The sequence below is a fragment of the Shimia sp. Alg240-R146 genome (assembly GCF_947331465.1).
GTDB lineage: Bacteria > Pseudomonadota > Alphaproteobacteria > Rhodobacterales > Rhodobacteraceae > Shimia.
The window spans coordinates 324,849-351,116 of sequence record NZ_CAMZOK010000001.1; the positions used below are offsets into that span (position 1 = coordinate 324,849).

Genomic DNA, 26,268 nt, shown 5'->3' on the forward strand with positions numbered 1-26,268 from the left:
AAACATTGCTTTTTGTTGACGGCCCATTAAGTGGTTGCATCCTAGTGTTTTTGAAGATTCCGAAGAATCTGAAGGGTAAGTCGAACGTGTTGAACGCTAAAATGCAACCTGCAGAACAGGCGCCTGATACCGGTGTGATCCGTCGCGTTCTTGTCGTGGACGATAGCCGGGTCCAGCGCCGCATTCTGAGTGTTTCGCTGAAACGCGAAGGGTATGAGGTGATCGAGGCTGCCTCAGGCCAGGACGCGCTTGAAATTTGCCGCGAGGATTTGCCTGACCTTATTCTGTCGGATTGGATGATGCCGGGGATGTCCGGTCTGGAATTTTGTCGTGAGCTGCGTGCCCTGCCGCAGGACGCGTATTGCTATTTCATCCTACTGACCTCCAAAAGCGAAAAAGGTGAGGTCGCGCAGGGGTTTGATGCCGGTGCGGACGATTTTCTGACCAAGCCGGTCAACGGCTATGAGCTGCGGGCGCGGATCAGCGCGGGTGAGCGAATCTTGCGGATGCAGCACGAGCTGACCAACAAGAACCGCGTGATCGGCGACACTTTGGATGAGCTTCAGCGCCTTTATGACTCGCTGGATGCCGACCTTTTGGCCGCAAAGAAACTGCAGCAATCTCTGGTGCCGGATCGGTTCCGCGACTTTGGTCAGGGTGCGGTGTCCCTGCTTTTGCAATCTTCGGGCCATGTCGGCGGCGATCTTGTGGGGCATTACCGCATTTCCGACACGCGAGTCGGGCTGTATTCGATTGACGTCTCTGGTCACGGGATCAGCTCGGCGCTGATCACTGCGCGTCTGGCGGGGTATCTGTCGTCCTCGTCTCCGGAACAGAACGTCGCGATGCAGGTCTATCCGGATGGGTCACACGAACATCTGGAACCGCGCGAAGTTGTCGCCCGCCTGAACGAGATCATTCTCGATGAGATGGAGACCGAGCATTACTTCACCATGCTGCTGGCGGACGTCGATCTTGAGACCGGCAAAATTGTTATGGCTCAGGCCGGCCACCCGCATCCGCTTATTCAGCGTGTCGATGGCACCATCGAGCAGGACGGCCCGGGTGGCTTGCCTATTGGTCTGATACCCGAGGCGGAATTTTCTCAATTTGAGCTGCAAATGATGCCCGGCGATCGGCTGTTTATGATGTCGGATGGCGTGACCGAATGCCCCGACACCGAAAGTGGCATGCTGGGCGAAGACGGGTTTGAAAAGATGGTGCAAGGCCTCAAGGATCACGCCCTTGACGAAACCTTGCAAGCGATCGTCTGGCAGTTGGATTCGTTTAGCGGCGGACAGGGGTTCCCGGATGATATTTCCGGCATCCTGTTTGAGTATCGCGGCGCCTAAGCCAAATATGTCCTGACAAAATGACGGTCGCCGGAATTGGCCAATGCCTTGGTTGCGACCTCAATCGGCATCCAGACTGCCATGTGATCCGTCTCAGGTGGTGGTCCGAGGCGGCGCGCCGGGCGGGCCGCATAGATGGTGCACAGCTTCTCTGCCCATTTGTCGTATTCCGGCATAAAGGTGAACCGGCGAAACGCCCCCAATCGGCGCGGCGACGCCATGGAATATCCCGTTTCCTCATAGACTTCGCGGTGCAGCGCCGACACAGGCGATTCCCCCGCATCAATCCCGCCACCGGGCAGCTGAAACTCGTCATGTGGCGCGCCTTGGTAGGTCACCAACATGTCCTGCCCGCGCAACAAGATCGCATAGGCGCCGGGCCGCAGCACATACCGTCGACCGGCTTCTGGCGGCTTGCCAAAACGTGGTATCATTTGTGAAACCCCTTTTTGTGGCCCTTGCTGGCCCTATATAGTCGCGGTATGGCAAGCGAAGGCCGATAAGGAAACCCCATGAAACCCGCAAACACTATCGCCTGGGACGACACAGTACTGCCGTTCCAATTGGACAAATCTGACATTCGCGGCCGCGTGGCGCGTCTTGACGGCGTGCTGTCGGGCGTTCTGAAGCAGCATGCCTATCCGGAAACGGTTGAGGCGTTGGTGGCCGAAATGGCCCTGCTGACCGCGTTGATCGGGCAGACCATCAGCCTGCGCTGGAAGCTGTCGCTTCAGGTGCAGACCAATGGTCCGGTGCGCATGATTGCCACCGATTATTACGCCCCCACCGCCGAAGGCGAGCCAGCGCGCATCCGCGCCTACGCCAGCTTTGACGAAGAGCGCCTGACCGATGGTGCGCCGTTTGATCAGCTTGGCAATGGATACTTCGCGGTACTGATCGATCAAGGCGAAGGCACCAAACCCTATCAGGGTATCTCCGGTTTGACCGGTGGTTCGTTGCAGGCGTCGGCCGAGGCGTATTTTGCCCAGTCCGAGCAGTTGGCGACGCGGTTCTCGTTGAAGTTTGGCAAGTCGATTGAACCCGGTGTGGGTGAGCATTGGCGTGCCGGTGGCATCATGCTGCAGCATATGCCCAAAGCCAGCCCACATGTGTCGGGCGAAGGCGGCAGCGGCGAAGAAGGGCTGTTGTTGGCAGAAGACGTGCTGAACGAAGATGAGGCCGAGAACTGGAACCGCGCCAACATCCTGCTGGATACGGTTGAAGAGCTGGAAATGATCGGCCCCTCGGTGCCGCCGACCGACCTGTTGGTGCGTCTGTTTCACGAAGAGCAACCGCGCGTTTACGATGCGCAGGCGGTGAAATTCGGGTGCACCTGTTCCGAGGAACGGGTGCGTCAGTCGCTGTCGATCTATTCGGCGAAGGACATCAAGACCATGACCACAGACGATGGCCGCGTGACCGCTGATTGCCAGTTTTGCGGCACACATTACAACCTTGACCCCTCCACCGTCGGGTTTGAGGCCAAGACATCTGATGGAGACGCCGCGGGTGTCTGACCCCGTTGCCTCCCTGAGGGCTGCGCTGTCAATTGATAGCGCGGCCTCTTCCGATTTTGATCTCAACCCCGATGTTGTTCTGCCTAAGGGTCGCAAGCTGCGCCCCGCTGGCGTGCTGGTGCCGATCGAAATGCGCGGCGATAGCCCGCATGTGATCCTGACCAAGCGCGCCAGTCACCTCAAACATCACCCTGGCCAGATCGCCTTTCCCGGTGGCAAACAGGACGAAAGCGATGCAGATGTGATTGCTGCGGCCCTGCGGGAGGCGCGCGAAGAGATCGGCCTGCCGACCGGCCATGTCGATGTGATTGGCACGTTGCCCACACATGAAACCGTGACCAGCTTTACCATCACACCCGTTTTGGGCCTTGTTAGAGACGCATTTGACGTGAAACCCGAGCCTGGCGAAGTTGATGAAGTGTTCCGTGTTCCCCTGGCCCATGTGACGGATCCGCTGCGCTTTTCCGTGCAATCGCGTCGCTGGCAGGGTCAGCGTCGTCACTACTTTACCGTTCCCGTCGGCCCCTATTACATATGGGGGGCAACAGCCCGCATCCTGCGGGGGCTGGCGGAACGAATGGACAAGGTATGAAAGTCACCGGCGACTGGTTGACCAATCCAGCCACGCAAAAAGTCTGTGCGTCCTTGACCGATGCGGGGTTTGAGGCGCTGTTTGTTGGTGGGTGTGTACGCAACGCGTTGCTGGATGCGCCGGTGAATGACATCGACATATCCACCAACGCGTTGCCGGAACAAGTTATGGATCTGGCCAAGGCGGCTGGTCTGAACGCGGTGCCAACGGGCATCGAGCATGGTACTATTACGGTTGTGTCGCGCCATATTCCGCATGAAATCACCACTTTTCGCCGTGACGTGGAAACCGATGGTCGCCGCGCAGTGGTGGCGTTTTCCGACAGCGTCGAAGATGATGCCCGTCGTCGTGATTTCACAATGAACGCGCTTTATGCGGCGCCCGATGGCACAGTTGTTGATCCGCTGGGCGGGATGGTGGACCTGACGGCGCGCCGGTTGCGGTTTATTGATGATGCCCAAGACCGCATTCGCGAAGATTACCTCCGTATCCTTCGGTATTTCCGGTTTCACGCGATCTATGGTGATCCCAATGCCGGTATGGATTCGGATGCGTTGGCGGCGATTGCCGCGAACATTGATGGGCTTGCAGCTTTGTCGCGCGAACGGGTTGGCACCGAAATCAAAAAACTGCTTGCTGCGCCTGATCCGGCGCCCGCCGTGGCCGCGATGCGCTCCACCGGTGTGTTGACGGCTACGCTGCATGGGACCGATGACAAAGCGCTCGCGCCGCTTGTGCATCTCGAAGGAGTTTTTGGCATCGCGCCTGATCCGATGCGGCGTCTTACCTGTCTTGGTGGTGTCGGTCTGACCGAGGCGCTGCGCCTGTCCAAACGCGACTCGCGCACCTTGTCGGATCTGCGGGACGGGGTGGAAAATACGATGGGTCCCGCTGAATTGGGGTATCGGCTAGGCTTGGATGCTGGCCTGTCGGTGTTGCTCTTGCGGTCGGCGATGATGGAGCTGCCGATGGATCCGTCCGCGCCGGTCGAAATCAAACGCGGGGCTGGGGCGGAATTTCCGATCCGGCCTGCCGACCTGATGCCGGATCATTCCGGTCCAGCGCTGGGTGCCGCGCTTAAGACGTTGGAGCAGCGCTGGATCGACAGCGGGATGACGATGGGCACGGCGGACTTGTTGGCCAGTTTGGCACCTGATTAAGATCCCTTCTTCGCGACGCATTGGCGATTCAAAGGTAAGGAACCTGTCACCAAACATTCGCAACCGCGCCGATTGACAGCGTGCGGACCTTGCGGCAATCTGACCCAACCTGAAATGAAGGAGGGTGCAAGATGTATCGCGGAATCTGGTTGTCATAAGCACAAGCTGACCGCATTCGCGTGGCCGGCGGCTGCGCTTTCACATTTTGTCCTGTCTTTCTTTGGGTTTCCCCATGTTTAAATTTTTCGAAAACCTCGTCGATCCGTATTGCGACTTTGTCGAATCCGACCAGCCGCCCACCGACCTTTGGCCCTTCATGAAGGCCTATTCTGAGCCGTTCAAACGGGTGTTTTTGCTGGCCGCAATTATGTCTGTGGTGGTGGCCGCGGTCGAAATCGGACTTATCGGTTATATGGGCCGCATCGTTGATCTGCTGGTTGGTGATCCGGCTCAGGTCTGGTCCGAGAACAAGGTCGAATTCAGCCTGATCATCGCGTTTGTGCTGTTGATTCGACCGCTGTTGCAAGGGTTGGACGTGCTTTTGCTGAACAATGCCATGTTGCCGAACTTTGGCACGCTGATCCGCTGGCGGGCGCATAAACATGTTTTGCGTCAATCGGTTGGCTGGTTTGAGAACGATTTTGCGGGCCGCATTGCCAACCGCATTATGCAGACGCCTCCGGCGGCGGGCGAAGCGATGTTTCAGGTCTTTGACGCGATCACGTTTTCTATCGCCTATGTGGTTGGCGCGACGCTTTTGTTGATGGACGCCGACCCGCGTTTGGTTCTGCCAATGCTGATTTGGTTGGTGCTTTATGGTTTGCTGGTGCGGTGGACGGTTGTGCGGGTTGGTCCGGCCTCGCAAAAAGCGTCTGATGCCCGCTCGCAGGTGACGGGCCGCGTGGTGGATGCCTATACCAACATCCATTCCGTGAAGCTTTTCGCCCACAATCAGCGGGAACTCGAATACGCCAAAGATGCCATCGAATATTCGCGCGAAACATTTCAGGAAGAGATGCGGATTTTCACCATAATGGACGTCGTTTTGGTGTTCTTGAACGGTTTGCTGATTGTGAGCGTCGTAGGCTGGGCTATCTGGCTTTGGATGCAGGGGCAGGCCAGCGTGGGTGTCGTTGCGGCGGCGACGGCTTTGACTTTGCGGCTCAACGCAATGACCGGCTGGATCATGTGGGCGCTGACCTCGTTCTTCCGGCAACTGGGTGTGGTGGCTGAAGGCATGGAAACCATCGCGCAGCCAATTGATCTGGTGGATGATGCGTCAGCCAAACCCTTGCAACTGTCTGAGGGTAAAGTGGAAATCGATGAACTGTCGCATCACTATGGGCGCGGCTCCGGTGGGTTGGATGCGATTTCATTGACTATCAACCCGGGCGAAAAGATCGGCCTGATCGGGCGCAGCGGGGCAGGAAAATCGACCCTCGTGAAGCTGTTGCTGCGGTTTTACGATGTCGAATCCGGCCGTATTCTGATCGACGATCAGGACATTGCCAAAGTCACGCAAAACAGTTTGCGTGACGAGATCGGCATGGTGCAGCAGGACAGCTCTTTGTTGCACCGGTCCGTGCGCGACAACCTGTTGTATGGCCGCCCCGATGCCTCTGAGGACATGATGATTGCCGCGGCGAAGAAGGCCGAAGCGCATGATTTTATTCTTGATCTTGTCGACCCACAGGGGCGGGCGGGGTATGACGCGCACGTAGGCGAGCGCGGGGTGAAGTTGTCCGGTGGTCAGCGTCAACGGATCACGCTGGCACGGGTGATTTTGAAGGATGCGCCGATACTGCTGCTGGATGAGGCGACCAGTGCGCTCGACAGCGAGGTTGAGGCCGCCATTCAACGCACACTTTATGGCATGATGGCGGGCAAAACCGTGATCGCGATTGCGCACCGTCTTTCGACAATCGCGGAAATGGACCGGATTCTGGTTCTGGATGCTGGCAAGATTGTCGAACAGGGCAGTCACGCGGAACTGCTGGCCAAGGGCGGGCAGTATGCCGGCTTCTGGGCGCGACAGTCTGGCGGGTTCCTCAATGCGGATGAGACCGCCGAGTAAATTGACCCATGCGCGTCCGACCTGTAGGGGACGCGCATGAGCCAGATTACCATTCAGCGACTGGGCTTGCACGGCGACGGGATCGCCGACGGGCCGATTTATGTACCTCTGACCCTGCCGGGTGAGGAGGTCAGCGGCACCATCGATGGCGACCACCTGCACGATGTGCGGATTGTGACGCCGTCAGGGGATCGGGTGAAGGCGCCGTGTCGGCACTTCAAGGCTTGTGGCGGATGCCAGTTGCAACACGCGTCCGACAGTCTTCTGGAGAGTTGGAAGGTAGACGTTGTGCGCACTGCGTTGGCGGCGCAGGGGCTTGAGGCCGAGATGCGGCCGATCATTACCTCGCCCGCAGCCACACGCCGACGTGCGGTGTTTTCCGCGCGGCGCACCAAGAAGGGCGCAACGGTCGGCTTTCATGCACGCGCATCGGGCGTGATCACCGAAATACCGGATTGTCAGTTACTGGACCCTGCTTTGCTGCCTGCACTGCAGATCGTCGGGGAATTCGCCCGAATCGGTGGCTCTCGCAAGGGCGAGATCAGCGCCACGGTGACGTTGTCTGCCGGTGGACTGGACTTGTCGGTCCAAGGCGGTAAGCCTTTGGACGGTCCGTTTTTGTCGCAACTTGCACAGGAAACCGAGCGGCATAAATTGGCGCGCCTGACGTGGGACGGTGAGGTCGTTGCCACGCGCGTGACGCCATATCAAACGTTTGGTGCTGCCAAAGTTGTGCCGCCTCCCGGCGCTTTTTTACAGGCCACGCCGCAGGGCGAATCGGCGCTTTTGGCGGCGGTTCAAGACGCGATCACCCAAGGCAATAAAGGCATCGACCTGTTTGCCGGCTGCGGGACGTTCACCCTGCCGATGGCGCAGCGCGCGCAGATGCATGGCGTCGAAGGTCAGCGGGATATGCTGGACGCGCTCGACGCCGGCTGGCGTTTGGCGGACGGGCTTAAACACGTCACCACCGAGGCGCGCGATTTGTTCCGCAATCCGATCATTGCCGAGGATTTGCCGTATGATTTTGCGGTGATCGACCCGCCGCGTGCCGGCGCGGAAGCACAAGTTGCGGAGCTGGCGGTGTCTGATGTGGCCGAAATCGCCTTTGTCAGCTGTAACCCCGTGACATTTGCCCGCGACGCCGCGCGGCTGGTGCAAGGCGGGTACAAATTGGATTGGGTGCAGGTTGTGGATCAGTTCCGCTGGTCCAGCCACATCGAAGTGGCCGCACGGTTTAGTCGCAATTGAAGATATTCACGGCGACGTGACGGGTTTTTGCTACTTTCTTCTGTTATGAAATCGAGGCAAACAGGCAAAAACAATAAACCTCCGAGGCCACGTCGATGCGTTATATTCTTATGAGTCTACTTCTTGTTGTGTCCTTTGGCATGGCGGGATGTGCGTCCAAGTTCAAAACCTACAATGGTCCAGAGGTGACCAGAATTGTGGTCTTTAAGGAAGATCGGCGCATGCACTTGTTGCACCACGACAAGGTGCTGAAGTCTTATGATGTCGATCTTGGCTTTGCGCCAGACGGTCACAAGCAATTCGAAGGCGATGGTCGCACACCTGAAGGGCAGTACCTGATCGACCGGCGCAACCCAAACAGCCAGTTTTACCTCTCGATTGGCATCGACTATCCGAACAACGCCGACCGCGCCTATGCGAAGGCACAGGGAAAATCACCGGGCGGAGATATCTTTATTCACGGCCAACCGGAGGTGTTTCGCAACAAGCGACCGGATTGGACGGCAGGCTGCATTTCGGTGACCAACAAAGAGATGCGCGACATTTATGCGATGGTTCAGAAAAACACGCAGGTGTCGATCTACCCCTGATTAGCCGTCAAAATTGGCGATATCCGTGGTGGCAAAACTGGGTTGGCCCATGACCAGCGTCCACCAGATCTTGCCGTTTTGTTCTTGAAACCAGGCAAATCCCATGTCGCGGGCGTTTGGATCAAGCAGGACCGATTTAGTGTCGCTTTGTTCCATCCACGCTGCGAGAGTTTCCATTTCGGTCTCATAGGTTTCGGAGATGGTTTCACCGGTCAGTTCGCCCGCGTATCCCACGCGTGCAACCCGGTCGAGCGGTGAGGAGCCGTCGGAGCCAAAGTGCCAAGGGCGATTTTGCAATGCCATGTCGCGGGCGTGTGTGGCGGCAGCTGCGTTTAGCTGCGCGTTGTATTCTACAGGGACCGCGCCAGAAGCCTGACGCAGCGCGTTGATGCTGTCGAGGACACGGAATTGGATCTTGTTGGTCGCGCCGGACGAGATTTTATACTGTTTCGCACCAGAGTATCCGCCTGTGGTGCCACAAGCGGCAAGACCCAAGGTCAGGACAAGAAGAAGTGAGATAATCCGCATGTGGTCCCCGTTTGTGGTGGTTTTGCATTTTGCAATGATCTACCTGCAAGGAGTTGACATGAAAACCCACATCGGCGTGACTCGGCCAGTCTGACGAATGATTGATTTGCGACTGAGGCTTTCGGGCAATAATGTTACGCGAAGAACACAGTAAGGTCTGGGAGAGCACCATGACGGGTAAAAACAGTACAGAGTTGGGGCGTCGCGCCTTTTTGGCGGCAGGTGCCGCGTTTGCAGCTGGCACGCCGGCGATCGCGCAAACGGAAGACACAACCACCGAAGTTGAACGCGATATCAACGAGGCGGTCGTGCGCAACATCTCCAGCTTTCGTTCTCTGGACTGGCGGCCTTACTTTAGCTCGTTGAACAATGGCGCAGTGCTGGTGGATATCACCAGTCGGGCCTTGCATTACTGGTCCGAAGACGAGTCCGTTTATAAACTTTACCCATCGTCAGTACCGTTGACGGAGGATCTGACGCGCAAAGGCCGCACCAAGGTGGTGCGTAAAGTGGAGGGGCCGAGTTGGCGCCCGACCCCGTCGATGCTTAAACGGAACCCTGAGTGGCCACCGTATGTGGAGCCAGGCCCCGATAACCCTTTGGGCACACACGCTCTTTACCTGAGTTGGACGTATTACCGTATTCACGGCACGCACGACACGCGAAAGATTGGCCGCCGTTCGTCTAATGGTTGCATCGGTTTGTACAACGAGCACATTTCGGAGCTGTTTGCGTTGACCAAAGTGGGCACGCAAGTGTTGCTAATTTGACGACATTTCGCAGATTGGCGCTCTGATTGGCTAAACTAGTGTTTGCAAAGACTACTTTTTGCTGTTTAGACAAGGACACGAAATTTAGTCTTGGGTGCTTGCCATCGCCCTCAAACCTTTTTGATGGCAAGCGAATTCTGGAGGATACTATGAAGAAACTCGTTCTCGCTGCTGCACTGACTGCCGCTGCTTCGACTGCATTTGCTGGCACAATGGAAGATCCTATTGTTGAAGCTCCAATCATCGAAGAAGCAGCTTCCAGCTCTAATGCTGCAATCTGGGTTCCGCTGATTCTGTTGGCCGTTATCGTGGCCGCAGCAGCAAGCTAATTCACGTCTCACAACGTGTTTGGGAAAGGCGAAGCTTTGGCTTCGCCTTTTTCTTTTGGGCGCGGGTTTAGTCCGCGACCCAACCGCCCAAGTTTTGGTCGATGATTTCGCACAAAGCATCGATGTGTGGCCCGTCTGAATTCAGACAGGGGATATAGAGAAAACTCTCTCCGCCAGCCTCTTCAAAGCTCTCTTTGATCTCTTCGTTGATTTCTTCCAGCGTTTCGATGCAATCCGCCGAAAATGCAGGGGCCACAACCGCGATGCTCTTTTTGCCTTCGTCTTTGGCCAGTCGGGCAACTTCTTCCACCGTATAGGGTTGCAGCCAGTCCTCGGGACCGAATTGCGATTGGAATGTTGTGCGCAGCTCGGTTTTCTCCCAGCCCAGACGCTCCTGCAGCAGGCGCGTGGTTTTCTGGCATTGGCAGTGATACGGGTCGCCTTCCATCAGATACCGCTTGGGCATGCCGTGATAAGACACAACAAGCAGCTCCGGGCGCGTTTCTTGGGCAGCGTAGGCGGTCTCAATCGAGGTTGCGAGCGCATCAATATAGGATGGGTGGTCAAAATAGGCAGGCACAGTGCGGGCGGCAGGTTGCCACTTTTCCTGCATCAGGGCGCGGAAAAACTGGTCGTTTGCCGTGGCCGTCGTGGCGCCGGCGTATTGCGGGTAAAGCGGGAAAAACAAAATGCGTTCACAGCCAGCGGCCACCATTGCCCGCACTTTGGACATTGTGGACGGGTTGCCGTAACGCATGCAGAAATCCACCATAACCTGATCACCGTGACGGTCCTGCAATTGGGCGGCAATGGCTGCGGTTTGGTCTTTGGTAATCACCATCAGGGGGCTTTCGCCTTTTTCCTTGTCCCAAATCGATTCATAGGCTGCACCGCTGGAAAACGGGCGTTTGGTCAGAATGATCAGCTGCAGGATCGGCTGCCACTTCCACCACGGGTAATCGATGACGCGTTTGTCCGAGAGGAACTCGTTCAGATAGCGTCGCATGGGCCAGTAGGTGTGGTCATCCGGCGTGCCGAGGTTGGCCAGAAGGATACCGGTTTTGCCTTGCGGAATGGCCGGGTGATCAGCTGGGGCGTGGGCTGGGCTGGCGATGTCTTTCATCACAAATGGTCCAATGTCGTTGCGCCGTTATTTCGGCAGTTTGATTTCGGATGCGCCAAGCGCATCTGCAAGGCGGGTCGACGCGGACCCGGGGCGAAGCGGTTGCGGTTGGCTGTCATCGGGGGCCCAACCGGTCATGAAGATCATGTCAAACGTGGCCGGGATGCGGCCATTGTCCATGAAGGTCTGTACGTAGAGGTCTGCGGCGCGGATCAACACATCGCGGCGTGTCGGGCGGCGCAGACGTTGGTCCAGCGCATTGGTTTCACCCATCACGCGCAGATCTTTCATCAGGGCCCAGGGGCTTTCGTAAGTCACCTTGAGGGGCACCGAATCAGCCACCGGCAAGGCAAGCCCCGCGCGTTGTAGCAAAGCGCCCATATCGCGGATTTCACCCATCGGAACCACGCGAGGTGACAAGCCGCCGGTTATTTCGCTTTCCGCCTGCGCCAAGGAGGCGCGCAATTCGTGCAGGGTTTGTCCGCCAAATGTCACTGCCAGAAACAATCCGTCCCCACAGAGCGCACGGCGGCTTTGGATAATTTGCCCGACAGGGTCATCGGCCCAATGCAGGCCAAGGGCGTGGATCACCAGATCATGCGCGCCTTCTTGCAAGTCGAGCACATCTGCGTCGGGAACGATGACCGCGTTGGGCACAGCTTTACGCCAGACATCGGGATAGCCGGTCACGATAGCAGGTCGCGTAAACCCTCTATTAACCAAGGTTAGGCGATCCTGAACTTCCTCAATCGCGGCATCGTGCAGAAACATGCCTTTGGCATGGTCCGCACGGGCACGGTTGCGCATCAAGGCCTTGCGATCGGTGAGTTTCGGCTGGGTCTGCATGAGGCGGACAATATGACGAAGGTTGGCAAGTTTCAAACAGCGTTGCAGTGGGTTTTTCCTCCCCGTTGCGTGGCCTGTGGCGGATTGGTGGAAAGCGACTTTGGTCTGTGCGGGTCCTGCTGGGCCCAGACGCCATTTTTGGGAGGCCCACAGTGTGATTTCTGCGGGGTGCCGGTGTTGGCTGAAATAGGGGACGACACGCTGATTTGCGACGATTGCCAATCTTTTGAGAGACCGTGGCATGCTGGCGGCGCGGCTCTGGCTTATGACGGCGTGGCGCGCAAACTGGTTTTGGCGCTGAAACATGGCGATCGTCAGGACATTGCAAGGCCGGCGGCGCGTTGGATGGCTGCGGCAGCCAAACCGTTATTGTGTGGGGATACGCTTGTTGTGCCTGTGCCGTTGCATTGGAGTCGCCTTCTGAAGCGGCGTTACAATCAGGCTGCGTTGTTGGGGCAGCATATGGCGCAATATCTCGATATTCCGTTTTGTCCTGACGCTCTGGTGCGTCCCAAAGGTGGTGGCAGCACCGAAGGATTGAGCACGCAAGAGCGGTTTGAAAAGCTTTCGGGCGCGTTTGAGCCGCACCGCAAACGGGGCGCGCGGATGGCAGGGCGCCACGTGATTTTGGTCGATGATGTGATGACCAGCGGCGCCACATTGACCAGCGCGGCGCAGGCCTGTTTGCGGGCCGATGCCAAAGAAGTGTGTGTGGTAACACTGGCGCGCGTTGCAAAGGACGCCTAAATGCCTGACAAATGTTGAAACACCAAGGATCGCGCCATGTCTGCCGTTGAAATCTACACCAGCCCGCTTTGCGGGTTTTGCCACGCCGCCAAACGCCTGTTGAATCAGAAAGGTGTGGAATATTCCGAGGTGGACGTGCTTGCCAATCCGGATCGCAAACCAGAGATGATCCAGCGCGCCAACGGCGGTCGCACTGTGCCGCAGATTTTTGTTGGCGAAACCCATGTCGGTGGTTGTGACGACCTTTATGCGTTGGAGCGCGCGGGCAAACTCGACGCCCTTTTGAGCGCCTGATCTGATGCGGGTCGCGCTGCTTCAGATCACGTCGTCAGATCAACCGTCAGACAATCTGGCAATGGTCGAGGACATGATCCGCAGCGCTGCCGCCAACGGGGCGGGTTGTATGTTCACGCCCGAAGTGACGAACTGCGTCTCCATGAGTCGCCGTCACCAGTTGGAGGTGCTGCGGACTGAGGACGAGGACATGATGCTGGCACGGGTGCGCGCCATCTGTGCAGAGCTCGGTGTCTGGGTATCCCTTGGAAGTTTGGCGTTAAAAACCAATGATGCGGACGGGCGGTTTGCCAACCGGTCTTTTATGATCGACGGCACAGGCAGAATTGTTGCGCGTTATGACAAGATCCACATGTTTGATGTGGAGGTCTCACCGGAAGAAACCTATCGCGAATCCGATGGATATCGTCCGGGCACGCGCGCCAGCACGGTCGAAAGCCCGTGTGGCCATTTGGGACTGAGCATATGCTACGATCTGAGATTTCCGCATCTCTATCGCGCGCTGGCCAAAGCGGGCGCGCAGGTTCTGACGATTCCGGCGGCGTTTTCGCCAGTCACGGGCGCGGCGCATTGGGACGTGTTGCTGCGCGCACGGGCAATCGAATCAGGGTGTTTCGTGATTGCTGCGGCGCAAACCGGTCAGCATCCGGCTTCTTCAGGAAAGTCGCGCCGCACTTTTGGGCATTCGATGGTGGTTGCGCCCTGGGGAGAGGTTTTGGCCGATGCCGGAACGGAACCGGGGATCACATATGTTGATCTTGACCTGTCGATGGTGGACAAAGCCCGCAGACAAGTGCCCGCGTTGGGCCATGATCGAGAATTCGACGGACCTTGATGAACGAGAAAAGCGGCCTGGCCATCACTTTGTTTGGTGAGATCCTCATGGTGGATCAACTCGCCCGAACACGCCTGACAAAGGCGCTGCCAAAAGGCATGGAACTGTCGCATTTTTCGGTGCTCAACCATCTGGATCGCACCAACAGTGAACGCAGCCCGGCGCAGTTGGCCAAAACGTTTCATGTGACGCGCGGGGCGATGACCAATACGTTGCACAAACTTGAGCTTGCCGGACATGTACATATCCGTCCCGATTGGGACGATGCGCGGCGCAAGATGGTGGCGATCAGCCCCGCAGGTCGACAGGCGCGGGACGCAGCGCTAGCCGGAATGGAGCCGCTGATTCGTGATATTGTCGAAGACCTTGGCGATGCGCGTGTGCGCGCTGCGCTGCCGATCCTGCGGGAGCTGCGGTTGCGCCTTGAGGACGAAACCTAACGCTATTTCGCTGGTTTGGTGCTGGCAGTGACGTAGTTCACGCTGAGGTCGCGCGCAGAAATCGACCAGCTCCAGGCCACCGGGTTGAACACAAATCCCTTGCGGTCCACCGGTGTCAGGTCAGCTTTTTCCAACAGAGCAAACAGTTCGTCCGGTGTGATGAACTTGTGCCACTCGTGTGTGCCCTTAGGCAGCCAACGCATCACGAATTCCGCGCCGACAATGGCCACCGCAAAGCTTTTGGGATTGCGGTTGATTGTTGAACACAAATGCAAGCCGCCCGGTTTGAGCAGTTGACGACACGCAGTCAGAAAGCTCAGTGGATCGGCCACATGTTCAACCACTTCCATGTTCAACACGATATCGAACTGTTCGCCTGCTGCGGCCATGTCTTCGGCAGCGGTGTGGCGATAGTCGATGGTCAGACCGGATTGTTCGGCGTGCAACTGTGCCACGGGGATGTTGCCGCCAGCCGCATCCGCGCCGACAACCTCGGCCCCGAGCCGTGCCATCGGTTCGGACAACAGACCGCCACCACAGCCAATGTCCAGCAGGCGCAGACCCGAAAAGGGCTTGTCGGCTGACAAGTCACGATTGAACTCTGCCGCGATCTGGGACGTAATGTAGTCCAGACGGCAAGGATTGAGCATGTGGAGAGGCTTGAACTTGCCTTTGGGATCCCACCATTCGGCTGCCATGGCTTCGAATTTGGCAACTTCAGCAGGGTCGACGGTGGTCTGAGAGGCTTGCATTTCATTCTCTCCGTGGGTCATGTGGGCTGTCTCTAAAGTTAAGGAACGACATGGACAAAAACTCGGGCCAAAAGCGCGCAGTGCAGTACCTTTACCCTCCGGTCGAGCCATTTGACCAGAGGATGCTGGACGTGGGCGATGGGCATCAGGTTTATGTTGAGCAATCCGGCAATCCAGACGGGTTGCCAGTGGTTGTGGTGCATGGCGGTCCGGGCGGCGGGTGCAGTCCGGCGATGCGGCGGTATTTTGATCCCAATGTGTATCGTGTCATCCTGTTTGATCAGCGGGGCTGTGGTCGATCGCGACCTCATGCGAGCATCGAGGCCAACACCACGTGGCATCTGGTTGCGGATATGGAACTTATTCGTACTACGCTGGGTATCACCGATTGGATCGTCTTTGGCGGCAGTTGGGGCGCGACGTTGTCGCTGCTTTATGCGCAGACACACCCCGAAAGGACGGTATGTTTGGTCTTGCGGGGCGTGTTCCTGATGATGCAGCGCGAGCTGGAGTGGTTTTATGGCGGCGGCGCTGGGCATTTCTGGCCGGAACCGTGGGACCGGTTCACCTCCATTGTGCCCGAAGAGGAACGTGGGGATTTCATTGAGGCGTATTACCATCGCCTGTTCTGTGGTGACCGCGCGACCGAGGTGAAATACGCGCGCGCCTGGGCGTCTTGGGAGAATGCGCTGGCGTCGGTTTATTCCACCGGTGCCGGGGGCGAGGCGCCTGCGGAGTACGCACGTGCGTTCTCGCGGTTGGAGAATCACTATTTCCGCAACAAGGGATTTCTTGAGTTTGACGGGCAAATTCTGGGGCATATGGACCGCATTCGCGACATTCCCGGATTCATTGTACAGGGGCGCTACGACATGATTTGCCCGCCGAAATCGGCGCACGATCTAGCGCAAAGCTGGGGCGAGATGGCGGATCTGCGGATGGTGCGCAACGCGGGGCATGCCCTTTCCGAGCCGGGAATCAGCGCCGAGTTGGTGCGGATCATGGATCAGTTGGCCTGTGCCTGAATTGGGCGTGCTATGATGGGGCTGGACATCTGGACGTTCACATCGTCTGATCGCTGTCCGGAGTTGGAGAAATAACCATGTCACGGATCAGTAGGCGGAGCCTTTTGACCAGCGGTGCCGCAGCGGGTGTGCTTGCGGCCAGCGGTCTTGCGCTTGCGGCTGTTCCGAAAACCGGTGGGACGTTGCGGGCGGTTTTGCCCGGTGCCTCAATCGGCGACACGTGGGATGCCCGCACACACTCCGAGCTTTTCATGATGGCGGCTGCGCATGGCGCGGTGTTTGATTGTCTGACCGAGATCGGTCCTGACGGCGCTTTGCGTGGAGAACTGGCGCAAAGCTGGGACGCGAGCCCTGATGCGCGGGTTTGGACGTTTGACCTGCGCCGCGATGTGACCTTTCACAATGGCAAAGCGTTTGGCGCAGATGATGTGCTTGAGACCTTTGCCTTGCACGGGGCAGACAGCGGATCACCGGCCGCGCCTTTGCTGGCGGGTGTCCAAGACATTCGCAAGCTCACCGACCATCAGGTGCAGTTTGAACTGACCGCGCCGAATGCGGATTTTCCTTACCTTCTGTCGGACTATCATTTGGTGATTTATCCGGCGGGATATGTCGAACTGGCGATGATCGGCGGGATTGGCACGGGGCTGTATCGGGTTGCGAGCTTTGAACCTGGTGTGGTTTTTCGCGCAACACGCGTTGATGGTCACTACAAGGATGGCAAAGCGGGCTTTTTTGACAGTTTGGAGTTTCACGCGGCTTCGTCGGGTGAAGGCCTTGGGTTGCTGCAAGACGGCGCGACGGATGCCGTGGGCCAAATCAGTGCATCAGATGCTGCGCAATTGGCTGATTGGAACGGAGTTCGGCTTCAGAAAGCCACAGGCAATGCGCACGTTGCTCTGTCTGTGCTCATACACGGTGATGACGGTTTAAACCTGCGTAGGGCGTTGCAACATGGCGTTGATCGTCGCGCGCTTTTGGATAACGTGTTGCTGGGTCACGGGGACATCGGGCGGGACACGCCGGTGGGACCGGCCAATCAGTATTTCGCGACCAAACTGGACGCACCTGCGTTTGATCCCGATCTGGCGCGGCACTATTTAAAGGCATCTGGTGTCGATCGGTTGGATTTGGCGTTGAGCCAACATCTTCCGGCCCCGGCTTCGGAGCTTGGCGCTGCGATTTCGACCCAAATTGGTGCTCTTGGCTTGCCTGTACAACTGGGCAAAGCGTCTGCCGGTCTGCACGCCAGCGCCGGGCGGGCTACTGAGGATTGGGCGCTGTCGACCTATCTGACGGCAGGTGCGCCTTGGAATACGTCAAACTGGACGCATCCGGTGTTTGAAGACCTGTTGCTGTCGGCGCGGGCAGAGTTGGATTCCACGCAACGCCGGGCGCGGTACGAAGACATTCAACGCCTGCTACAAACCGAAGGCGCATTGACGGTGCCAGTGTTTGCCGACCATCTGCAGGCGGTGAGCGATCGCGTTGCCACGCCGTCGGCAATTGGCCGTCATTGGGCGATGGACAACGCACGATTTGCCGAGCGGTGGTGGCGCGCCTGAGCCGGCGCAACGATTGGCCCTTGCAGACTCAGGTCATCGGACGTATATCGCTCTCAACAGCGGCGCGGTCGGGGTAACCTGAACGCTCCACCGGGAAATATCGACGGGCCGCGCGCCCGTTTTTTTGTGCTTGGAATACATCAATGAGTGACCTGATTGCCAAAGCGGCAATTGACCGCAAACTTGCCGAGATCGTCGGCCCCATCGTCGAAGACATGGGGTTTGAACTTGTGCGTTTGCGTCTGATGGGCGGCAAGACCCACACGCTGCAGATCATGGCCGAGCGCCCTGAGGGTGGCATCGAAGTGGATGAATGCGCCCAGATTTCCAACGCGGTCAGCGCCGTGCTGGACGTCGAAGACCCGCTTGTCGACAGCTATACGCTGGAAGTTGGCAGCCCGGGCATCGACCGCCCCCTGACGCGGCTCAAAGATTTTGACACCTATGAGGGCTATGAGGCCAAACTGGAAACCAGCGAGCTGATTGATGGCCGCAAACGGTTCCGTGGCATCCTGGCCGGTGTTGAAGGTGACGAAGTCCTGATCAACATCGAAGATCAGGGCGAAGCCGTGACCGTTGGGTTGACGTTTGATTGGCTGGCTGAAGCCAAGCTGATGCTGACGGATGACCTGATCAAAGAAATGCTGAAGGCCCGCAAAGATGCGGGTGTTTTGAACGAAGATCAATTTGACGACATCGAGACCGACGCGTCCAACGACACGTCTGAGGAGTAATACCAATGGCAATCACCTCTGCAAACCAGCTTGAGCTTCTGCAAACCGCCGAAGCTGTGGCCCGTGAAAAGATGATCGACCCCAATCTTGTGGTCGAAGCGATGGAAGAGTCGCTCGCGCGTGCCGCCAAGAGCCGCTACGGCGCCGAGATGGACATCCGCGTGGCGATTGACCGTAAGACCGGCAAGGCGACGTTCACCCGTGTGCGCACCGTGGTCGAGGACGAAGAGCTTGAGAACTATCAGGCTGAGTTCACCGTCGATCAGGCCAAGCAGTACATGGAAAACCCCGAAGTCGGTCAGCAGTTCATCGAAGAAGTACCGCCGGTTGAAATGGGCCGTATCGCCGCACAATCCGCCAAGCAGGTGATCCTGCAGAAGGTGCGTGAAGCTGAGCGTGATCGTCAGTTCGAAGAGTTCCAGGACCGCGTTGGCACCATCATCAACGGTTTGGTCAAGCGCGAAGAATACGGCAACGTCATCGTTGACGTGGGTCGTGGCGAAGCCATTCTGCGCCGCAACGAAAAAATCGGCCGCGAAAGCTATCGCCCGAATGATCGCATCCGCTGCTTCATCAAAGATGTGCGCCGCGAGACCCGTGGCCCGCAGATTTTCCTGAGCCGCACCGCGCCTGAATTCATGGCCGAGCTGTTTAAAATGGAAGTGCCTGAAATCTATGACGGCATCATCGACATCAAAGCGGTTGCCCGTGACCCCGGGTCGCGCGCCAAAATCGCTGTGATCAGCCACGATGGTTCGATTGATCCGGTTGGTGCTTGTGTCGGTATGCGCGGGTCGCGTGTTCAGGCGGTTGTGAACGAGCTTCAGGGTGAAAAGATCGACATCATCCCTTGGAACGAAGATCAGCCAACGTTCCTTGTGAACGCGCTGCAGCCTGCGGAAGTGTCCAAGGTTGTTCTGGACGAAGAAGCTGGCAAGATCGAAGTGGTTGTTCCTGACGAGCAGCTGTCGCTTGCCATCGGTCGCCGTGGTCAGAACGTGCGTTTGGCCAGCCAGCTGACTGCGCTGGACATCGACATCATGACTGAAGCGGAAGAATCCGAGCGTCGCCAGAAAGAATTCGAAGAGCGCACCGCGCTGTTCATGGAAACGCTGGATCTGGACGAGTTCTTTGCCCAGCTGCTGGTATCCGAGGGCTTTACCAACCTTGAAGAGGTTGCTTACGTCGAAGTGGACGAACTGCTGGTGATCGACGGTGTTGACGAAGACACCGCGAACGAGCTGCAGGCACGCGCCCGTGACTATATCGAAGCCAAGAACAAAGCGGCGCTGGATGCTGCACGTGAATTGGGTGTCGAGGACAGCCTGATTGCATTTGAAGGTCTGACGCCCCAAATGATCGAGGCACTGGCCAAAGACAGCGTACTGACGCTGGAAGACTTTGCCACCTGCGCCGACTGGGAACTGGCTGGCGGCTGGACCAATGTGGACGGCGAGCGCGTCAAGGACGACGGCGTTCTGGAGCCCTTTGGTATGACGCTGGAAACTGCGCAAGACATGGTGATGACCGCGCGAATCGTTCTGGGTTGGGTCGATCCGGCCGAGCTGGAAGCTGCTGCCGAAGACGGCGATGGCGAGACAGCTTCTGACGAGGAGGCCGAGGCCTGATCTCAGGCCTCGGAGGTCATGACATGAGCCGCGGCGGGCGGGCCACCGAAAGGCCATCCGAACCGGAGCGTAAGTGCATCGCCACTGGCGAGGTCCTGCCCACAGTTGGGTTGGTTCGCTTTGTGGTGGGGCCGGACGAAACGGTTGTTCCGGACGTCAAAGGCAAGTTGCCGGGGCGCGGAATATGGGTTTTGGCCGATCGCGCTGCGATAACCAAAGCGGCGTCCAAGGGTCTGTTCTCTCGGGCGGCCAAACAGAAAGTACAGGTGCCGGAAGGCCTTGTAGACGAAGTTGAGCGCCAATTGGCCCATCGCGTGGTCGAGCTTGTGAGCTTGTCGCGCCGGGCGGGCACAGCGGTGACCGGATACGAAAAGGTCAAGGACTGGCTGGTCAAGGATGTGGCTGAGATTTTGCTGCAGGCGTCTGACGGATCCGAGCGCGGAAAAATGAAACTACGCCCTCCTGATGAGGGCCACTACTTTGACTGCTTGACGGCCAGCGAATTGGGTTTGGCATTTGGGCGACAAACTGTGATACATGGGGCGCTTGCGTCTGGCGGACTCACTCAACGTGTTGTAGAGGAAGCCCTAAGATTAAAAGGCGTACGCGAGAAATCGGTGGTAGCGGCCACCGGGAAGGACAAGAAATCCAGATGAGCGATAACGACGGTAAAAAAACCCTGGGCCTGCGCGGCAGTGGTCGCCCCGGTAACGTGAAGCAAAGCTTTAGCCACGGGCGTACCAAAAACGTTGTGGTAGAGACAAAGCGCAAGCGTGTGGTTGTACCGAAGCCAGGAGCAGCCAAACCGGGTGCTGGCTCTGGCAAGGTTGCGGGTGATCCTTCGCGGCGTCCAGCGGGCATTTCCGATGCCGAAATGGAACGCCGTATGAAGGCATTGCAGGCCGCTAAGGCCCGTGAGGTCGAGGAAGCAGCCAAGCGCGAAGCTGAAGAAAAGAAACGTGCGGAAGCGCGTGAGCGTCGCCGTCAGGAAGCCGAAGCCAAAGAGCGCGAACAGCGCGAGGCCGAAGAGCGTGCACGCCAGAAAGCTGAAGCAGAGGAATCTGCAAAACGCGAAGCCGAGGAAGCCGCAAAACGCGCCGCTGCCGAAGCTGCCGCGCCAGCGCCGGCACCGTCTTCTGCGCCGCAGGGCCGTGGCGCGCCGACCAACAAACCGGCACCAGCAGCCACACCGCGCAAAGCCGACCGCGAGCGCGAACAGCGCAATACGCGCGGCAAGGGTCGCGACGATGGTCGCCGGTCCGGTAAGCTGACACTGGGTCAGGCCACTGGCGGCGAAGGCAATCGCCATCGCTCCATGGCCGCGATGAAGCGCAAGCAAGAGCGCGCGCGTCAGAAAGCCATGGGTGGCACGGTTGAGCGCGAAAAGGTTGTCCGTGACGTTCAGTTGCCTGAAGCAATTGTGGTGTCCGAGCTGGCCAACCGTATGGCCGAGCGTGTTGGTGAAGTTGTGAAGTCGCTCATGAATATGGGCATGATGGTCACACAGAACGAGACAATCGATGCCGACACAGCTGAGCTGATCATCGAGGAATTTGGCCACAAAGTGGTGCGGGTTTCCGATTCAGACGTGGAAGATGTGATTTCCGAAGTCGAAGACGCGGAAAAAGATCTGAAGCCACGTCCGCCGGTCATCACCATCATGGGCCACGTTGACCACGGCAAAACCTCGTTGCTGGATGCGATCCGCGATGCCCGCGTTGTGGCTGGCGAAGCTGGCGGCATTACGCAGCACATCGGTGCCTATCAGGTGAAAACCGAAGGCGGCACAGTTCTGTCGTTCCTCGACACTCCGGGTCACGCGGCGTTTACGTCGATGCGTTCGCGCGGTGCTCAGGTGACGGACATTGTTGTACTGGTTGTGGCCGCGGACGATTCGGTCATGCCGCAGACGATTGAGGCGATCAACCACGCGAAAGCGGCAGAAGTGCCGATGATCGTGGCGATCAACAAAATCGACCGCGAAGGTGCGGATCCCAACAAAGTGCGCGCAGAGTTGTTGCAGCACGAAGTGATTGTTGAGGGCATGTCCGGTGACGTGCAGGACGTAGAAGTCTCTGCGATCACGGGTCAGGGTCTTGATGAGCTGTTGGAAGCCATCGCATTGCAGTCTGAAATTCTCGAGTTGAAAGCCAACCCTGATCGCGCAGCCCAAGGGGCGGTGATCGAGGCGCAGCTGGACGTGGGTCGTGGCCCCGTCGCAACCGTTCTGGTTCAAACCGGTACATTGCGTCAGGGTGATATCTTCGTTGTGGGTGAGCAGTACGGTAAGGTTCGTGCGCTGATCAACGACAAGGGTGAACGCGTAAAAGAAGCTGGCCCATCGGTGCCTGTTGAGGTTCTAGGCCTGAACGGTACGCCAGAGGCGGGCGACGTTCTGAACGTCACCGAGACCGAAGGCCAAGCGCGCGAGATTGCGGAATACCGCGAGCAAGCCGCCAAGGACAAACGTGCAGCAGCCGGTGCAGCGACCACGCTGGAACAGCTGATGCAGAAGGCAAAAGAAGACGAAGACGTCGCCGAACTGCCGATCCTTGTGAAAACCGACGTGCAGGGCTCTGCCGAAGCCATCGTTCAGGCGATGGAGAAAATCGGCAACGGCGAAGTTCGCGTTCGGGTTCTGCACTCCGGAGTGGGCGCGATCACGGAAAGCGACGTGGGTCTGGCCGAAGCAAGCGGCGCGCCAATCATGGGCTTTAACGTGCGTGCAAACGCATCTGCCCGTAACAGCGCCAACCAAAAAGGCGTTGAGATCCGGTACTATTCGGTCATCTACGACCTCGTGGACGATGTGAAAGCGGCGGCCTCTGGCCTGCTGAGCGCAGAAATTCGCGAGAACTTCATCGGCTATGCGAACATCAAAGAGGTCTTCAAAGTGACCGGTGTGGGCAAAGTTGCCGGCTGTCTGGTGACAGAAGGCGTTGCCCGTCGTTCGGCTGGTGTGCGTTTGCTGCGTGACAACGTGGTGATCCACGAAGGTACGCTGAAAACGCTTAAGCGCTTCAAAGACGAAGTTGCGGAAGTTCAGTCCGGTCAAGAATGCGGTATGGCGTTTGAGAACTACGACGATGTCCGCGCTGACGATGTTATCGAGATCTTCGAGCGCGAAGAAGTTACTCGGACGCTGGACTAAGCGGTCTCGACAAAATCAAAAAGAAAAGGCCGCCCGATTGAGGCGGCCTTTTCTTTTATCGGTTGAGTGTCGAAATCGGCTTTCCGGAGTAGATCTTGTCTCCGACTTGAACGGAAATTCTGCCGTCCGGCAAGTTTCCGACCACTGTGCCTTGAATAGACACACAGCTGCCCACTGTAATAGTTCGTAACATGTCAATTCCCCCAGTTGATTGACAGGTTTCTTTTGATCGTGCTGCTCGCAAGAACGTGGAAAGTCCTCACGATGCACCATTATTAACCACAAAAAAGAAACAAAAGAACCCTATCTTTGGGGGTGTGGGCCATTTCTTCCGGCGAGGCGCTTACACCCAATCCCGGATCATTGGGATCAGAGGCAAATCAGCGGGCGGCATGTCAAAGTCGCGAAGTTTTTCAGGGCGTGCCCATTTCAAAACCTGACCTTCACGCGCTCTGGGCGTGCCTTCCCACTTTCGGCAGGCAAACAACGGCATGAGCAGATGAAAATCATCGTAGGTATGTGAGGCAAACGTCAGCGGCGCCAAACAACTTTGCCACGTGTTGATGCCCAGTTCTTCTTCAAGTTCCCGGATCAGGGCCACCTCGGGTGTTTCTCCGGGCTCCACCTTGCCACCAGGAAACTCCCACAGACCTGCCATGGATTTTCCTTCTGGCCGTTGCGCCAAAAGAATACGGCCATCGACGTCAATCAGGCACACAGCGGACACAAGCACGGTCTTCACGAGCGGTAATCCGCGTTAATCGTGATGTAGCCATGCGTCAAATCGCAGGTCCAGACCGTGGATTCAAAGCCCCCCAAGCCAAGGCCAACGGTAATGTTGATGGTTTGCGCCTTCATATAGTCTGCGCCTGCGTCTTCGGAATAATCAGGGGAAACCCAGCCGGCTTCGGCCACCAGAATGTCGCCGAATTTAATCGTGAGAAGGTCGCGGTCCGCCGCAGCACCGGATTTGCCGATGGCCATGACGATGCGACCCCAGTTGGGATCTTCGCCCGCGATGGCGGTTTTCACCAATGGTGAGTTGGCAATGGCCAGCGCGTGGGTGCGCGCGTCGCCTTCTGATGCGGCGCCTTGAACGTTGATTTCCACGAATTTCGTGGCGCCTTCGCCATCGCGCACCACTTGGTGTGCCAGATCCAACATCACCTCATGCAGCGCCGCACGAAACGCGGCGTCCTCGGTTACGTCCACACCGCTTTGACCGGTGGCGGCCAACAGCAGGGTGTCAGATGTCGATGTGTCGCTGTCCACGGTGATGCTGTTGAAGGTCTTTTCGTTCAGTTCCGACAGCATCGCCTGAAGCGGGGCGCGTTCGATTTTGGCGTCGGTAAAGATGTAGACCAGCATCGTGGCCATATCGGGGGCAATCATGCCGGAGCCTTTGGCGATGCCGGCAATTTTGACCTCGCCGATGGAGGTCTGGATCACGCGGGCCGCGCCTTTGGCAAAGGTGTCGGTGGTGCGGATGGCTTCTGCGGCGTCCGGCAAATTCTGCGGGCTGAGAGAAGCCGCCATATCGGCGAGTTTCGCGGTGATGCGGTCGTGCGGCAGGGGCTCACCGATCACACCGGTTGAGCTGGAAAACACCCGTTCTTCCGGCACGTCGAGGGCCTGCGCCACTGCGTTGGTCACAGCTTTGGTCGATTGAACGCCGTTTTTGCCGGTGAAGGCGTTGGCGTTGCCCGCGTTGACCACAATCGCGGCACCCTGATCGCCGGACCTGCCAATTTTCTCCTGACAATCCAGAACGGCCGCAGAGCGTGTTGCGGATTTGGTGAAAACGCCGGTCACCACGGTGCCCGCGGCGAGTTCCGCGATCATGACGTCTTTGCGACCGGCGTATTTCACGCCAGCTTCAGTGGTGGCAAATCGGGCTCCCGCGATCTCTGGCAGCTCCGGAAACCGTGCAGGTGCCAGCGGGGAAACGTGGTCGATGGTGGCCATGATCAGTCCTGCGAAATTGGGTCAGCGATCAGATCAGAACGTTTCAGAATTTCCGGGTCGATCTCTGCTGCGTCGGTTTTTTCGATGGTCGCCTCAGCAGACAGCGTCGCGATATAGTCGCGAACCGCTTCTTCTTGCGCTTCATCGAGAAGCTCTTGGCGGGTTTCTTCAAACGACGGGGCTGTCACGGCGCGGGCATTGTTCAGCTTGATGACGTGCCACCCAAATTGCGTCTGAACCGGCGCTGAAATGTCGCCGACGGTCATACCGACCACTGCGTCCTCAAACGGCTTGACCATTTGGCCTTTGCCAAACCACCCCAATTCGCCGCCGGAGGGGCCAGACGGGCCGGTGGATTTGGACTTTGCCAGTTCTGCAAAATCGGCACCGGCCTCTAGGTCTGCGACGAGAGATTTTGCTTCGTCTTCGGTGTTCACAAGAATGTGGCTGGCGTTGAACTCGGATTCGTCGCCCAGATGCGCAAAACGACTCTCATAGATCCCTTTGAGGTCCGCGTCGGTGATTTCATGAACCGTCACAAAATCTTCGAGCGCCCTGGTCGCCAACAAGGCGCGTTTTTCGTTTTCAAGCATAAGGGCCACTGAAAGCGGTACGTCCCCGTCAAATGTGTGTGCCAGTGCTGTTTGTTGGATCAACTGTTCGAAAATGCTGTCAAAAAGCACGTTTGACGGAAGGTCTTTGTATTGGTCCGGCAAAGCATCGCGTACGGCGATCATTTGGCCGAGGGTGATGTCAATTCCGTTGACCGTGGCCATTACGGTTTCTGCGGTTGGAGCCTCTTCTGCCATGGCGGGAGTCGCAAACATCAGAGCAACGGCCCCGGCACGCAAAATATTGAGGGTTTTTGACATCGTTTCGTCCTTGGCTGTGGCCGCATGGGTCCGCGGCGTTGACACTGTTTGACACGCCCCTTACATCGCTTTGAGGCTTAGGCAAACGCTTGTTTCCCCTCTTGTATGAGGGTGACGGCGGGACAGCA

General features: G+C 57.8%; 28 protein-coding genes. 19 read left to right on the forward strand and 9 right to left on the reverse strand.

The window, feature by feature from the left end:
* The first annotated feature begins 101 nt into the window (after positions 1 to 101).
* Positions 102 to 1,352: a PP2C family protein-serine/threonine phosphatase gene (locus PG871_RS01560; protein ID WP_270728657.1), complete on the forward strand. Its 1,251-nt coding sequence runs from the start codon at positions 102 to 104 to the stop codon at positions 1,350 to 1,352.
* On the opposite strand, the gene PG871_RS01565 is transcribed toward PG871_RS01560, so the two are convergent.
* On the reverse strand, positions 1,349 to 1,786 hold the full coding sequence (locus PG871_RS01565) for an NUDIX hydrolase (RefSeq protein WP_270725325.1): 438 nt from the start codon (positions 1,784 to 1,786) through the stop codon (positions 1,349 to 1,351). The two genes, PG871_RS01560 and PG871_RS01565, sit on opposite strands and share 4 nt — an antisense overlap.
* Positions 1,787 to 1,864: 78 nt before the next feature.
* On the opposite strand from PG871_RS01565, the gene hslO reads away from it, so the two are divergent.
* The 6 genes from hslO (at position 1,865) to PG871_RS01595 (ending at position 8,536) form a co-directional block, all read left to right on the forward strand.
* Positions 1,865 to 2,869 (forward strand): Hsp33 family molecular chaperone HslO, encoded by a 1,005-nt coding sequence (gene hslO, locus PG871_RS01570; RefSeq protein WP_270725327.1) that lies wholly within the window; start codon positions 1,865 to 1,867, stop codon positions 2,867 to 2,869.
* Positions 2,847 to 3,461: a CoA pyrophosphatase gene (locus PG871_RS01575; protein ID WP_443020454.1), complete on the forward strand. Its 615-nt coding sequence runs from the start codon at positions 2,847 to 2,849 to the stop codon at positions 3,459 to 3,461. Before hslO ends, PG871_RS01575 begins: the two co-directional genes overlap by 23 nt.
* Positions 3,458 to 4,621 (forward strand): CCA tRNA nucleotidyltransferase, encoded by a 1,164-nt coding sequence (locus tag PG871_RS01580; RefSeq protein ID WP_270725332.1) that lies wholly within the window; start codon positions 3,458 to 3,460, stop codon positions 4,619 to 4,621. Before PG871_RS01575 ends, PG871_RS01580 begins: the two co-directional genes overlap by 4 nt.
* 232 nt (positions 4,622 to 4,853) lie before the next feature.
* Positions 4,854 to 6,695 carry an ABC transporter ATP-binding protein gene (locus PG871_RS01585; protein ID WP_270725334.1) on the forward strand — a complete coding sequence of 614 codons (1,842 nt, stop codon included), beginning with the start codon at positions 4,854 to 4,856 and terminating at the stop codon, positions 6,693 to 6,695.
* Between the two features lie 36 nt (positions 6,696 to 6,731).
* Positions 6,732 to 7,946: a class I SAM-dependent RNA methyltransferase gene (locus PG871_RS01590; RefSeq protein ID WP_270725336.1), complete on the forward strand. Its 1,215-nt coding sequence runs from the start codon at positions 6,732 to 6,734 to the stop codon at positions 7,944 to 7,946.
* A gap of 95 nt (positions 7,947 to 8,041) precedes the next feature.
* Positions 8,042 to 8,536: a L,D-transpeptidase family protein gene (locus PG871_RS01595; RefSeq protein WP_270725338.1), complete on the forward strand. Its 495-nt coding sequence runs from the start codon at positions 8,042 to 8,044 to the stop codon at positions 8,534 to 8,536.
* Here the strand turns inward: PG871_RS01595 and PG871_RS01600 are convergent, their stop codons facing one another.
* The gene (locus PG871_RS01600; RefSeq protein WP_270725339.1) at positions 8,537 to 9,064 is read right to left on the reverse strand and encodes a CAP domain-containing protein; all 528 of its coding nucleotides are present in this window, start codon (positions 9,062 to 9,064) and stop codon (positions 8,537 to 8,539) included.
* 170 nt (positions 9,065 to 9,234) lie between these two features.
* Here PG871_RS01600 and PG871_RS01605 point away from each other — a divergent pair, with 170 nt between their 5' ends.
* Complete coding sequence (locus tag PG871_RS01605; RefSeq protein ID WP_270725340.1) at positions 9,235 to 9,834, forward strand: L,D-transpeptidase; 600 nt, start codon at positions 9,235 to 9,237, stop codon at positions 9,832 to 9,834.
* 149 nt (positions 9,835 to 9,983) lie between these two features.
* A complete protein-coding gene (locus PG871_RS01610) occupies positions 9,984 to 10,163 on the forward strand; it encodes a hypothetical protein (RefSeq protein ID WP_270725342.1) in 180 nt (59 codons plus the stop codon).
* Between the two features lie 67 nt (positions 10,164 to 10,230).
* Here the strand turns inward: PG871_RS01610 and hemH are convergent, their stop codons facing one another.
* Both hemH and PG871_RS01620 read right to left on the reverse strand, forming a co-directional pair.
* Positions 10,231 to 11,286: a ferrochelatase gene (gene hemH, locus PG871_RS01615; RefSeq protein WP_270725343.1), complete on the reverse strand. Its 1,056-nt coding sequence runs from the start codon at positions 11,284 to 11,286 to the stop codon at positions 10,231 to 10,233.
* Positions 11,287 to 11,313: 27 nt separating this feature from the next.
* Complete coding sequence (locus tag PG871_RS01620; RefSeq protein WP_270725345.1) at positions 11,314 to 12,132, reverse strand: SAM-dependent methyltransferase; 819 nt, start codon at positions 12,130 to 12,132, stop codon at positions 11,314 to 11,316.
* A gap of 12 nt (positions 12,133 to 12,144) precedes the next feature.
* Between PG871_RS01620 and PG871_RS01625 the strand changes: the two genes are divergently transcribed.
* From PG871_RS01625 to PG871_RS01640, 4 genes are read left to right on the forward strand one after another with little or no spacing between them, the layout of a single operon-like run.
* On the forward strand, positions 12,145 to 12,879 hold the full coding sequence (locus PG871_RS01625) for a ComF family protein (protein WP_270725346.1): 735 nt from the start codon (positions 12,145 to 12,147) through the stop codon (positions 12,877 to 12,879).
* Positions 12,880 to 12,915: 36 nt separating this feature from the next.
* Positions 12,916 to 13,173, forward strand: a complete 258-nt coding sequence (gene grxC / locus PG871_RS01630) for a glutaredoxin 3 (protein WP_054000897.1) — start codon at positions 12,916 to 12,918, stop codon at positions 13,171 to 13,173.
* Between the two features lie 4 nt (positions 13,174 to 13,177).
* Entirely contained in the window at positions 13,178 to 14,008 is an 831-nt protein-coding gene (locus PG871_RS01635; protein WP_270725350.1) for a carbon-nitrogen hydrolase family protein, read from the forward strand.
* Complete coding sequence (locus tag PG871_RS01640) at positions 14,008 to 14,448, forward strand: MarR family winged helix-turn-helix transcriptional regulator (RefSeq protein WP_054000899.1); 441 nt, start codon at positions 14,008 to 14,010, stop codon at positions 14,446 to 14,448. Before PG871_RS01635 ends, PG871_RS01640 begins: the two co-directional genes overlap by 1 nt.
* A 2-nt stretch (positions 14,449 to 14,450) precedes the next feature.
* On the opposite strand, the gene ubiG is transcribed toward PG871_RS01640, so the two are convergent.
* The gene (ubiG, locus tag PG871_RS01645; RefSeq protein WP_270728661.1) at positions 14,451 to 15,200 is read right to left on the reverse strand and encodes a bifunctional 2-polyprenyl-6-hydroxyphenol methylase/3-demethylubiquinol 3-O-methyltransferase UbiG; all 750 of its coding nucleotides are present in this window, start codon (positions 15,198 to 15,200) and stop codon (positions 14,451 to 14,453) included.
* 50 nt (positions 15,201 to 15,250) lie between these two features.
* Here ubiG and pip point away from each other — a divergent pair, with 50 nt between their 5' ends.
* The 6 genes from pip (at position 15,251) to infB (ending at position 23,303) form a co-directional block, all read left to right on the forward strand.
* Positions 15,251 to 16,225: a prolyl aminopeptidase gene (pip, locus tag PG871_RS01650; protein WP_270725353.1), complete on the forward strand. Its 975-nt coding sequence runs from the start codon at positions 15,251 to 15,253 to the stop codon at positions 16,223 to 16,225.
* 77 nt (positions 16,226 to 16,302) lie between these two features.
* A complete protein-coding gene (locus PG871_RS01655; protein WP_270725354.1) occupies positions 16,303 to 17,790 on the forward strand; it encodes an ABC transporter substrate-binding protein in 1,488 nt (495 codons plus the stop codon).
* A 143-nt stretch (positions 17,791 to 17,933) separates the two neighbouring features.
* On the forward strand, positions 17,934 to 18,524 hold the full coding sequence (gene rimP, locus PG871_RS01660) for a ribosome maturation factor RimP (protein WP_270725356.1): 591 nt from the start codon (positions 17,934 to 17,936) through the stop codon (positions 18,522 to 18,524).
* Positions 18,525 to 18,529: 5 nt separating this feature from the next.
* Positions 18,530 to 20,152: a transcription termination factor NusA gene (gene nusA / locus PG871_RS01665; RefSeq protein ID WP_270725357.1), complete on the forward strand. Its 1,623-nt coding sequence runs from the start codon at positions 18,530 to 18,532 to the stop codon at positions 20,150 to 20,152.
* Between the two features lie 23 nt (positions 20,153 to 20,175).
* Positions 20,176 to 20,808 (forward strand): RNA-binding protein, encoded by a 633-nt coding sequence (locus tag PG871_RS01670; protein WP_270725358.1) that lies wholly within the window; start codon positions 20,176 to 20,178, stop codon positions 20,806 to 20,808.
* Positions 20,805 to 23,303, forward strand: a complete 2,499-nt coding sequence (infB, locus tag PG871_RS01675; protein WP_270725360.1) for a translation initiation factor IF-2 — start codon at positions 20,805 to 20,807, stop codon at positions 23,301 to 23,303. Before PG871_RS01670 ends, infB begins: the two co-directional genes overlap by 4 nt.
* A gap of 55 nt (positions 23,304 to 23,358) precedes the next feature.
* Here the strand turns inward: infB and PG871_RS01680 are convergent, their stop codons facing one another.
* The 4 genes from PG871_RS01680 to PG871_RS01695 all read right to left on the reverse strand — a co-directional run bounded on the left by PG871_RS01680 (position 23,359) and on the right by PG871_RS01695 (position 26,140).
* The gene (locus tag PG871_RS01680) at positions 23,359 to 23,496 is read right to left on the reverse strand and encodes a hypothetical protein (protein ID WP_270725361.1); all 138 of its coding nucleotides are present in this window, start codon (positions 23,494 to 23,496) and stop codon (positions 23,359 to 23,361) included.
* A gap of 150 nt (positions 23,497 to 23,646) precedes the next feature.
* A complete protein-coding gene (locus PG871_RS01685; protein WP_270725363.1) occupies positions 23,647 to 24,045 on the reverse strand; it encodes a (deoxy)nucleoside triphosphate pyrophosphohydrolase in 399 nt (132 codons plus the stop codon).
* The gene (gene argJ / locus PG871_RS01690; RefSeq protein WP_270725365.1) at positions 24,042 to 25,268 is read right to left on the reverse strand and encodes a bifunctional glutamate N-acetyltransferase/amino-acid acetyltransferase ArgJ; all 1,227 of its coding nucleotides are present in this window, start codon (positions 25,266 to 25,268) and stop codon (positions 24,042 to 24,044) included. The genes PG871_RS01685 and argJ overlap by 4 nt, the downstream gene beginning before the upstream one ends.
* A 2-nt stretch (positions 25,269 to 25,270) precedes the next feature.
* Positions 25,271 to 26,140, reverse strand: a complete 870-nt coding sequence (locus PG871_RS01695; RefSeq protein ID WP_270725366.1) for a peptidylprolyl isomerase — start codon at positions 26,138 to 26,140, stop codon at positions 25,271 to 25,273.
* Between the last annotated feature and the right edge of the window lie 128 nt (positions 26,141 to 26,268).

Excerpts from the sequence above, each read along its gene's own strand:
- PG871_RS01560 (WP_270728657.1), top strand. The coding sequence starts at position 102 with ATGCAACCTGCAGAACAGGCGCCTGATACCGGTGTGATCCGTCGCGTT.
- PG871_RS01565 (WP_270725325.1), bottom strand. The coding sequence starts at position 1,786 with ATGATACCACGTTTTGGCAAGCCGCCAGAAGCCGGTCGACGGTATGTG.
- hslO (WP_270725327.1), top strand. The coding sequence starts at position 1,865 with ATGAAACCCGCAAACACTATCGCCTGGGACGACACAGTACTGCCGTTC.
- PG871_RS01575 (WP_443020454.1), top strand. The coding sequence starts at position 2,847 with ATGGAGACGCCGCGGGTGTCTGACCCCGTTGCCTCCCTGAGGGCTGCG.
- PG871_RS01580 (WP_270725332.1), top strand. The coding sequence starts at position 3,458 with ATGAAAGTCACCGGCGACTGGTTGACCAATCCAGCCACGCAAAAAGTC.
- PG871_RS01585 (WP_270725334.1), top strand. The coding sequence starts at position 4,854 with ATGTTTAAATTTTTCGAAAACCTCGTCGATCCGTATTGCGACTTTGTC.
- PG871_RS01590 (WP_270725336.1), top strand. The coding sequence starts at position 6,732 with ATGAGCCAGATTACCATTCAGCGACTGGGCTTGCACGGCGACGGGATC.
- PG871_RS01595 (WP_270725338.1), top strand. The coding sequence starts at position 8,042 with ATGCGTTATATTCTTATGAGTCTACTTCTTGTTGTGTCCTTTGGCATG.
- PG871_RS01600 (WP_270725339.1), bottom strand. The coding sequence starts at position 9,064 with ATGCGGATTATCTCACTTCTTCTTGTCCTGACCTTGGGTCTTGCCGCT.
- PG871_RS01605 (WP_270725340.1), top strand. The coding sequence starts at position 9,235 with ATGACGGGTAAAAACAGTACAGAGTTGGGGCGTCGCGCCTTTTTGGCG.
- PG871_RS01610 (WP_270725342.1), top strand. The coding sequence starts at position 9,984 with ATGAAGAAACTCGTTCTCGCTGCTGCACTGACTGCCGCTGCTTCGACT.
- hemH (WP_270725343.1), bottom strand. The coding sequence starts at position 11,286 with ATGAAAGACATCGCCAGCCCAGCCCACGCCCCAGCTGATCACCCGGCC.
- PG871_RS01620 (WP_270725345.1), bottom strand. The coding sequence starts at position 12,132 with ATGCAGACCCAGCCGAAACTCACCGATCGCAAGGCCTTGATGCGCAAC.
- PG871_RS01625 (WP_270725346.1), top strand. The coding sequence starts at position 12,145 with ATGACGAAGGTTGGCAAGTTTCAAACAGCGTTGCAGTGGGTTTTTCCT.
- grxC (WP_054000897.1), top strand. The coding sequence starts at position 12,916 with ATGTCTGCCGTTGAAATCTACACCAGCCCGCTTTGCGGGTTTTGCCAC.
- PG871_RS01635 (WP_270725350.1), top strand. The coding sequence starts at position 13,178 with ATGCGGGTCGCGCTGCTTCAGATCACGTCGTCAGATCAACCGTCAGAC.
- PG871_RS01640 (WP_054000899.1), top strand. The coding sequence starts at position 14,008 with ATGAACGAGAAAAGCGGCCTGGCCATCACTTTGTTTGGTGAGATCCTC.
- ubiG (WP_270728661.1), bottom strand. The coding sequence starts at position 15,200 with ATGCAAGCCTCTCAGACCACCGTCGACCCTGCTGAAGTTGCCAAATTC.
- pip (WP_270725353.1), top strand. The coding sequence starts at position 15,251 with ATGGACAAAAACTCGGGCCAAAAGCGCGCAGTGCAGTACCTTTACCCT.
- PG871_RS01655 (WP_270725354.1), top strand. The coding sequence starts at position 16,303 with ATGTCACGGATCAGTAGGCGGAGCCTTTTGACCAGCGGTGCCGCAGCG.
- rimP (WP_270725356.1), top strand. The coding sequence starts at position 17,934 with ATGAGTGACCTGATTGCCAAAGCGGCAATTGACCGCAAACTTGCCGAG.
- nusA (WP_270725357.1), top strand. The coding sequence starts at position 18,530 with ATGGCAATCACCTCTGCAAACCAGCTTGAGCTTCTGCAAACCGCCGAA.
- PG871_RS01670 (WP_270725358.1), top strand. The coding sequence starts at position 20,176 with ATGAGCCGCGGCGGGCGGGCCACCGAAAGGCCATCCGAACCGGAGCGT.
- infB (WP_270725360.1), top strand. The coding sequence starts at position 20,805 with ATGAGCGATAACGACGGTAAAAAAACCCTGGGCCTGCGCGGCAGTGGT.
- PG871_RS01680 (WP_270725361.1), bottom strand. The coding sequence starts at position 23,496 with ATGTTACGAACTATTACAGTGGGCAGCTGTGTGTCTATTCAAGGCACA.
- argJ (WP_270725365.1), bottom strand. The coding sequence starts at position 25,268 with ATGGCCACCATCGACCACGTTTCCCCGCTGGCACCTGCACGGTTTCCG.
- PG871_RS01695 (WP_270725366.1), bottom strand. The coding sequence starts at position 26,140 with ATGTCAAAAACCCTCAATATTTTGCGTGCCGGGGCCGTTGCTCTGATG.